This is a genomic window from Arsenophonus sp. ENCA (genome assembly GCF_002287155.1).
Lineage (GTDB): Bacteria > Pseudomonadota > Gammaproteobacteria > Enterobacterales > Enterobacteriaceae > Arsenophonus > Arsenophonus nilaparvatae.
Genome location: NZ_NHNG01000150.1, coordinates 1 through 5,060, shown reverse-complemented (window position 1 = coordinate 5,060; position 5,060 = coordinate 1). Strand labels below are relative to the sequence as shown.

The following is a 5,060-nucleotide window of genomic DNA, read 5'->3' as shown; positions in this document are numbered from 1 at the left end:
AGGTAACCATCTGGGCAGATACCGGTTTTCAAGGTATAGATAAACAGCATCCTAATACACAAATCCCAAAAAAAGGAACTCGAAAAAGACCTTTATCGCCTGAACAAAAACAAGAAAATAAAATAATCTCGGGCATCCGTATTACAGTTGAACACGCCATCGCGGGTATCAAGCGCCTCGGTTGCATGACCCAAATTTTACGGAATCGTAGACCCTTTATTGATGATACCTTCTTACTCCTTAGCGCAGGTCTTTGGAATTTCCATCTCAGAACAGCGTAAAATTTACTTCAATCACCGAAACACCCTTATTTCACTATTAAGCAACACGCTTTTTGTTTACTTTTTGTCTTGGCAATTTAGTTAATTCTGATAACTGACTATCAGAAATACGGTCAAACTCTTTATGAAATCCGTAAGTTTTTCTACAAATTGTATGAGCTACCTTTGCCTGATTTCTTGTTAAATCAGAGCTAATTAGTTCCTCATAAAGCTCATTCGGTATTTGGGTATACCCATTTTTAATCTCAGCCACGGCATTCTCCCTGACTTCGTTTTTAACTCTGTAATCATCAAGACTGGTGACTGTTGCAGCCATTTTTAACTCCTCGAATCTTCTTGAATTCCGATACAAATCGATGTGCGAAACGCTTATTTTTTGATGCAGCAACCAATAGCCCATCTGGGCTATCTGGGTATAATCTTTCTTCATGGTTTTTATTGATAAATCGTCGCTTTTTTGGCATAATAACCTCGCTGAAATTGAAAGAAAAAAGGGAAATTCGGCGTTTCCCTTCTCCTTGAAAGGCATAATTAAACTCAAAGTTCGATCTGACATTCTAAAGCTTCATCGTTTTTTAACCTTGAAGCTTCTTTTTTTGGCAACCTCAAATGCTCTAGCATATCAATTAGCTTGCGTATCTCTTCGCCTGATATATTTGTAATGACAACCTCCTGTGTCGATGCATCAGGCACACTCACCACATGCCTTGGTAAGCCGTATTCTGAGACGACCTGACAGGCTAATTTAAATATTCTGGTTTTATCCCGACTCGCTGTTGAGTGGTGGATCCCTAATGATTTGGCAAACCCGTTATTACCTCCTTCTGATGCCATCTTCTGGTAGAAATAAGATTCTAAATGCTCAGGTTTGCAGGTGATTTTGATAGTATTTGAATATTCCATGGTTATAATCCTTAAGTAATAAAATTCCCTACCTCGATATTCCTATGAGGTTGTGGTGGCTCTAACGCTTATTCAGAGCGAGTCAAAATGTTAAAGAACGATACTTGTAATTATATGATTAGAGTTGGTTTGGATTGAATCAATCCGACATCAATTCAGGCCAAATATTCTTCCAATCATATGGACGTAACTGTTTTCTAGATATTGCTTTATCACTTATTAGTTCAATACAAACACATAATTCAGCTCCAAGTTTTTGATCTTTGCTGATAGCTTTACGTAAGTACCCTAAGCTGGTTCCACACGCTTTAGCAAAAATATGCTGTTGTTCTAACGATAAAGCGTTCAGATAAATTCTTAGTTCTTCCATTAGGTTGTCCTTAAATAAGTTCTATTTATATTACCTATAAGTAATTTTTTAATCAATACCTATAGACAATTTACTCTTAGGTAAATTTACATAAGATTTTATATATGGATAAATATGAAAAAAGACGTTTACGTCTTATAGATATTAAAGATACCTTATGCGGTGGTAAGATCGTCGATCTCGCTCGCCGTATTGATCGTGAACAATCTTATGTATCTCGAATGCTTTATCCTGAAGGAAAAAAATGGAAAAAACGCATAGCAGACGATATGGTTGATGTTATTGAGGATGCATTTAATCTTCCTAAAGGATGGCTAGATGGTATAAATAACGGACTGGATATTAAAAAAGAAAGAATATTAACTAAGCAGCATGAAATTTTGCTTGATTTATTTGATAGCTTACCAAAAAGCAAAAAAAATAAATTTATAAAAGAATTGGCTGAAGAAAAAGATGAAATTGATAATCTTATAGCCGAAATAAAAGAACTTCACCGCAACACCAAAAGGGCTAGTTAATATAATCTATCGAAAATTATGTATTACTCAAATTAACTTTTAATTTATCTTTTTATAACCCTTCCCTATTTTTTTCAATTCTAAATATCTAGAACATTTATTAATAAAACATATTAAGAATATTTTTTATCTTTTAATTCAATGTAGTATCTAGGATATAAAAATAAATATCTTTAGGTACTTGCTTTTTTATTACCTTTGGGTAATATTACTCACATCAACTCACTGCAACAGGCAAACGCCAGACAATACCACGAGTTATCTGAAACCTTGCCAGACGTTGCTAAGTAGCCAGCCCGAGGCGTATGAACATGAAGGCAAGTGAAGTCATCAGTAACTAAGTATCATCGCTCTTTAACATATTGGAATCACCGCTCTGAATAAGCTTTAGAGCACCACCACCAAGTGAGTTTTGGGGTGTGTGAATATAACAGAACAGTCAAATCTCGTTTCTACACCAGGGAATAAACCAACTGTGAACATTCACCGTAAGTATTCGGCACACACCACTAAAACTTATTTAGGAGAAACAAAATGGCAACCATTATCTTTAAACCTAAAAAAGACAATGCTAAATCTCGTCGCCTAGCAAAACAAATGGCATTCTGGGATAGAAAACGCGCTGAATACGAAGCGAAACCTAAGCCACGTTCTACAGAACAAATCCTTGATTCCATATTTAACAAGMAAGNTGAYACCGTTAATACCMTYGCATCAMTCACTCTCAATCTAAAAGACAAAAAGCCTCAGCCTTCATTTGATAACTGTTGCTTACCGAATACTTATCTCTATTCTGCAAGAAAATACYYAAAAACCCGCAAATCAAATAGCATACAKACAAAATGATTTGATAGTCTTTGCAGCAATCCTGTTCTACACTTAATTCCATAAGTTTCAGGTAATAGCTTTCCATCCCGATAGGTTGGGAATGTAAAATCTCCCAATTTCAGGGAGGCCTGGTTGTTAAAGAGCTGTCGTTTTTATATAAAGTCTAAATCTCAAAAAATTTACTTAATAACTCATTAATTTTTATGAAAATACTCGTCTATTTTTTATATAAAAAAGAGTCATATTTAAGCTTTTCTTTAGTCAAGCGTTCTAATTGCATGGCTCTTTTTTCAGGGATAACTAATGGCCATCGTGAAACAGCAACATGTGTTATCCCTAATACTTTTGCGGTATTACGAACGCCTCCAAAGTATCTAATTACTTCATTCTTTTTCACTTATTACCCCCTGAATTACTTATCTGAAAAAATGGTAACATAAGTTACATTTATTTGTAAATATATGTTACCCTTATTAATGGTAACATTGATTACATGAAAACCAGCATCGGCAACCGCATTCGCGATAAGCGAAAAGAATTAAGACTCACCCAAAACGAGATAGCAAAAGCTCTGGGTGTCAGTCGCGTTTCAGTAACAAAATGGGAAAATGGAGACACAAAACCTGATGGAGAAAATCTTCATATACTGACAAAAGTATTAGCATGCAATATAGAGTGGCTGCTTTATGGCAAAGATTCACGCTCCGAAGATGATACAAAGTTATATCGCTTATCTTCTGCAACCTTTAAAAGGATCCCTTTATTAACAGGGGAGCAGATCAGCAAGTGGGATGGAATAACTCCTTTTGCTGAAATAAGTGACGTAACAGTTTGGAGTGAAGTCATGTCTGATGTATCAGCCAATACTTTTATGATGTTAGTAAAAGGCGACTCAATGGCAAACCCTCACGGATCACCCTCAATACCAGATGGTTCTAAGATTTTAGTAGATCCTAATTATGGTGATTTTGATGATCTCAATGGTAAGATTATTGTTATTCAGTTAGAGAACTCGAAAGAGCCAACCATAAAAAAACTATCTATAGATGGGCCTAATAAATATTTAATCCCTCTAAATCCTTCATTTAAAATAATTGAATTAGAAGGTAACTGCACCATTAAAGGACGTGTTACTAAAATAATTCAAGAATTACAATAAAATAAAAATTAAAAGCTTCTTTAAAAGGAGCTTTTTTACCCATCAAAACGTAATATAAATTACTTAAAGATTGACATAATTAGTAATTTAAGTTACATTTATCGCATCAACTCACTGCAACAGGCAAACGCCAGACAATACCACGAGTTATCTGAAACCTTGCCAGATGTTGCCAAGTAGCCAGCCCGAGGCGTATGAACATGAAGGCAAGTGACGACAGTTAAGCAATACCGCTCTTTAACACCATTTCGCTGAAAAAGCGGACCACAAAACACCCAAACAGTCGGTTTTGGGGTGTGTGAAATAACCAAAATACAGCCATAAAGTTGAAACCAACACCAGGGTACTACCAATATGACTGTAAATATAATCCGGATACCTCCGGCACACACCACCAAAACCCATTGTAGGAGGTAATATGTGTAACTTTCATGGTTATGATAATGCTCGCCGTCGTAGACATGAGCGTAGAAGAGCTAAACAAGCTGCCTATAACTATAACAAAGCGCTTAATATGGCATTAAAAGCAGCGTTAAATACATCTAAGCAATCCAATCAACTAACAACTCCGAGCACTAAACGCCCTGTTCTTTCTCTGAAAAGAAAGGTGATAAATCGTGTAGAAAAAGCAATTTCAATTCGTCCTACTAAAGTTTATGACGCATTTAATAACTGCTGTTTGCCTATAGCAGCTTTATACACTTCCAGACGTTTTAACAATAAACCTAAATCATATTTCGGAATCACTGCTAACTGATAAATAACGGAAGAAGGAACGACTAAAATGACTTTTGTATTTCCGAGAATTTATAGCACAAATTATGCAACACAGAATGGAAAATTCTTTGCTCGGCGTGGCAACATCTGGATACAAATTGAGCGATACCTTCCTTGTACTATTGGAACACTAAATGAACCACTTGAAGTCACGGCACATCGTTGGTTAAACGAACTTGAACAAGGAAATATTAAGGTTAAAAGGGCTATAGGGAGTACGGGAG

The 5,060-nt window shown here is 35.7% G+C and carries 8 protein-coding genes and 1 pseudogene; 5 read left to right on the top strand and 4 right to left on the bottom strand.

Annotation, left to right across the window (positions count from 1 at the left end; genetic code table 11):
* The coding region (locus CBG25_RS04150) for a transposase family protein (RefSeq protein WP_290603775.1) at positions 1 to 281 on the top strand (281 nt) is incomplete at its 5' end.
* Between the two features lie 52 nt (positions 282 to 333).
* On the opposite strand, the pseudogene CBG25_RS04145 reads toward CBG25_RS04150, so the two are convergent.
* The 3 genes and pseudogenes from CBG25_RS04145 to CBG25_RS04135 all read right to left on the bottom strand — a co-directional run.
* A pseudogene (locus CBG25_RS04145) lies at positions 334 to 534 on the bottom strand (replication protein); the annotation flags it as partial.
* 284 nt (positions 535 to 818) lie between these two features.
* Positions 819 to 1,184, bottom strand: coding sequence for a hypothetical protein (locus tag CBG25_RS04140; protein WP_290604810.1), 366 nt, complete (start codon positions 1,182 to 1,184; stop codon positions 819 to 821).
* Positions 1,185 to 1,323: 139 nt separating this feature from the next.
* The gene (locus tag CBG25_RS04135; RefSeq protein ID WP_290604808.1) at positions 1,324 to 1,554 is read right to left on the bottom strand and encodes a Cro/Cl family transcriptional regulator; all 231 of its coding nucleotides are present in this window, start codon (positions 1,552 to 1,554) and stop codon (positions 1,324 to 1,326) included.
* 104 nt (positions 1,555 to 1,658) lie between these two features.
* Between CBG25_RS04135 and CBG25_RS04130 the strand changes: the two genes are divergently transcribed.
* A complete protein-coding gene (locus tag CBG25_RS04130; RefSeq protein ID WP_290604807.1) occupies positions 1,659 to 2,072 on the top strand; it encodes a hypothetical protein in 414 nt (137 codons plus the stop codon).
* Between the two features lie 1,045 nt (positions 2,073 to 3,117).
* Here CBG25_RS04130 and CBG25_RS04125 read toward each other — a convergent pair.
* The gene (locus CBG25_RS04125; RefSeq protein ID WP_026824103.1) at positions 3,118 to 3,297 is read right to left on the bottom strand and encodes a Cro/CI family transcriptional regulator; all 180 of its coding nucleotides are present in this window, start codon (positions 3,295 to 3,297) and stop codon (positions 3,118 to 3,120) included.
* 96 nt (positions 3,298 to 3,393) lie between these two features.
* Here CBG25_RS04125 and CBG25_RS04120 point away from each other — a divergent pair, with 96 nt between their 5' ends.
* The 3 genes from CBG25_RS04120 to CBG25_RS04110 form a co-directional block, all read left to right on the top strand.
* Positions 3,394 to 4,059 carry a S24 family peptidase gene (locus CBG25_RS04120; protein ID WP_290604802.1) on the top strand — a complete coding sequence of 222 codons (666 nt, stop codon included), beginning with the start codon at positions 3,394 to 3,396 and terminating at the stop codon, positions 4,057 to 4,059.
* Between the two features lie 418 nt (positions 4,060 to 4,477).
* Positions 4,478 to 4,816, top strand: a complete 339-nt coding sequence (locus CBG25_RS04115) for a hypothetical protein (protein ID WP_290604800.1) — start codon at positions 4,478 to 4,480, stop codon at positions 4,814 to 4,816.
* A 27-nt stretch (positions 4,817 to 4,843) separates the two neighbouring features.
* Positions 4,844 to 5,060 (top strand): hypothetical protein (locus tag CBG25_RS04110; RefSeq protein ID WP_290604799.1); only part of this gene is annotated, 217 nt, incomplete at its 3' end.

Coding starts and splice junctions, on each gene's coding strand:
- CBG25_RS04135 (WP_290604808.1), bottom strand. CDS start 1,554: ATGGAAGAACTAAGAATTTATCTGAACGCTTTATCGTTAGAACAACAG.
- CBG25_RS04115 (WP_290604800.1), top strand. CDS start 4,478: ATGTGTAACTTTCATGGTTATGATAATGCTCGCCGTCGTAGACATGAG.
- CBG25_RS04140 (WP_290604810.1), bottom strand. CDS start 1,184: ATGGAATATTCAAATACTATCAAAATCACCTGCAAACCTGAGCATTTA.
- CBG25_RS04120 (WP_290604802.1), top strand. CDS start 3,394: ATGAAAACCAGCATCGGCAACCGCATTCGCGATAAGCGAAAAGAATTA.
- CBG25_RS04130 (WP_290604807.1), top strand. CDS start 1,659: ATGGATAAATATGAAAAAAGACGTTTACGTCTTATAGATATTAAAGAT.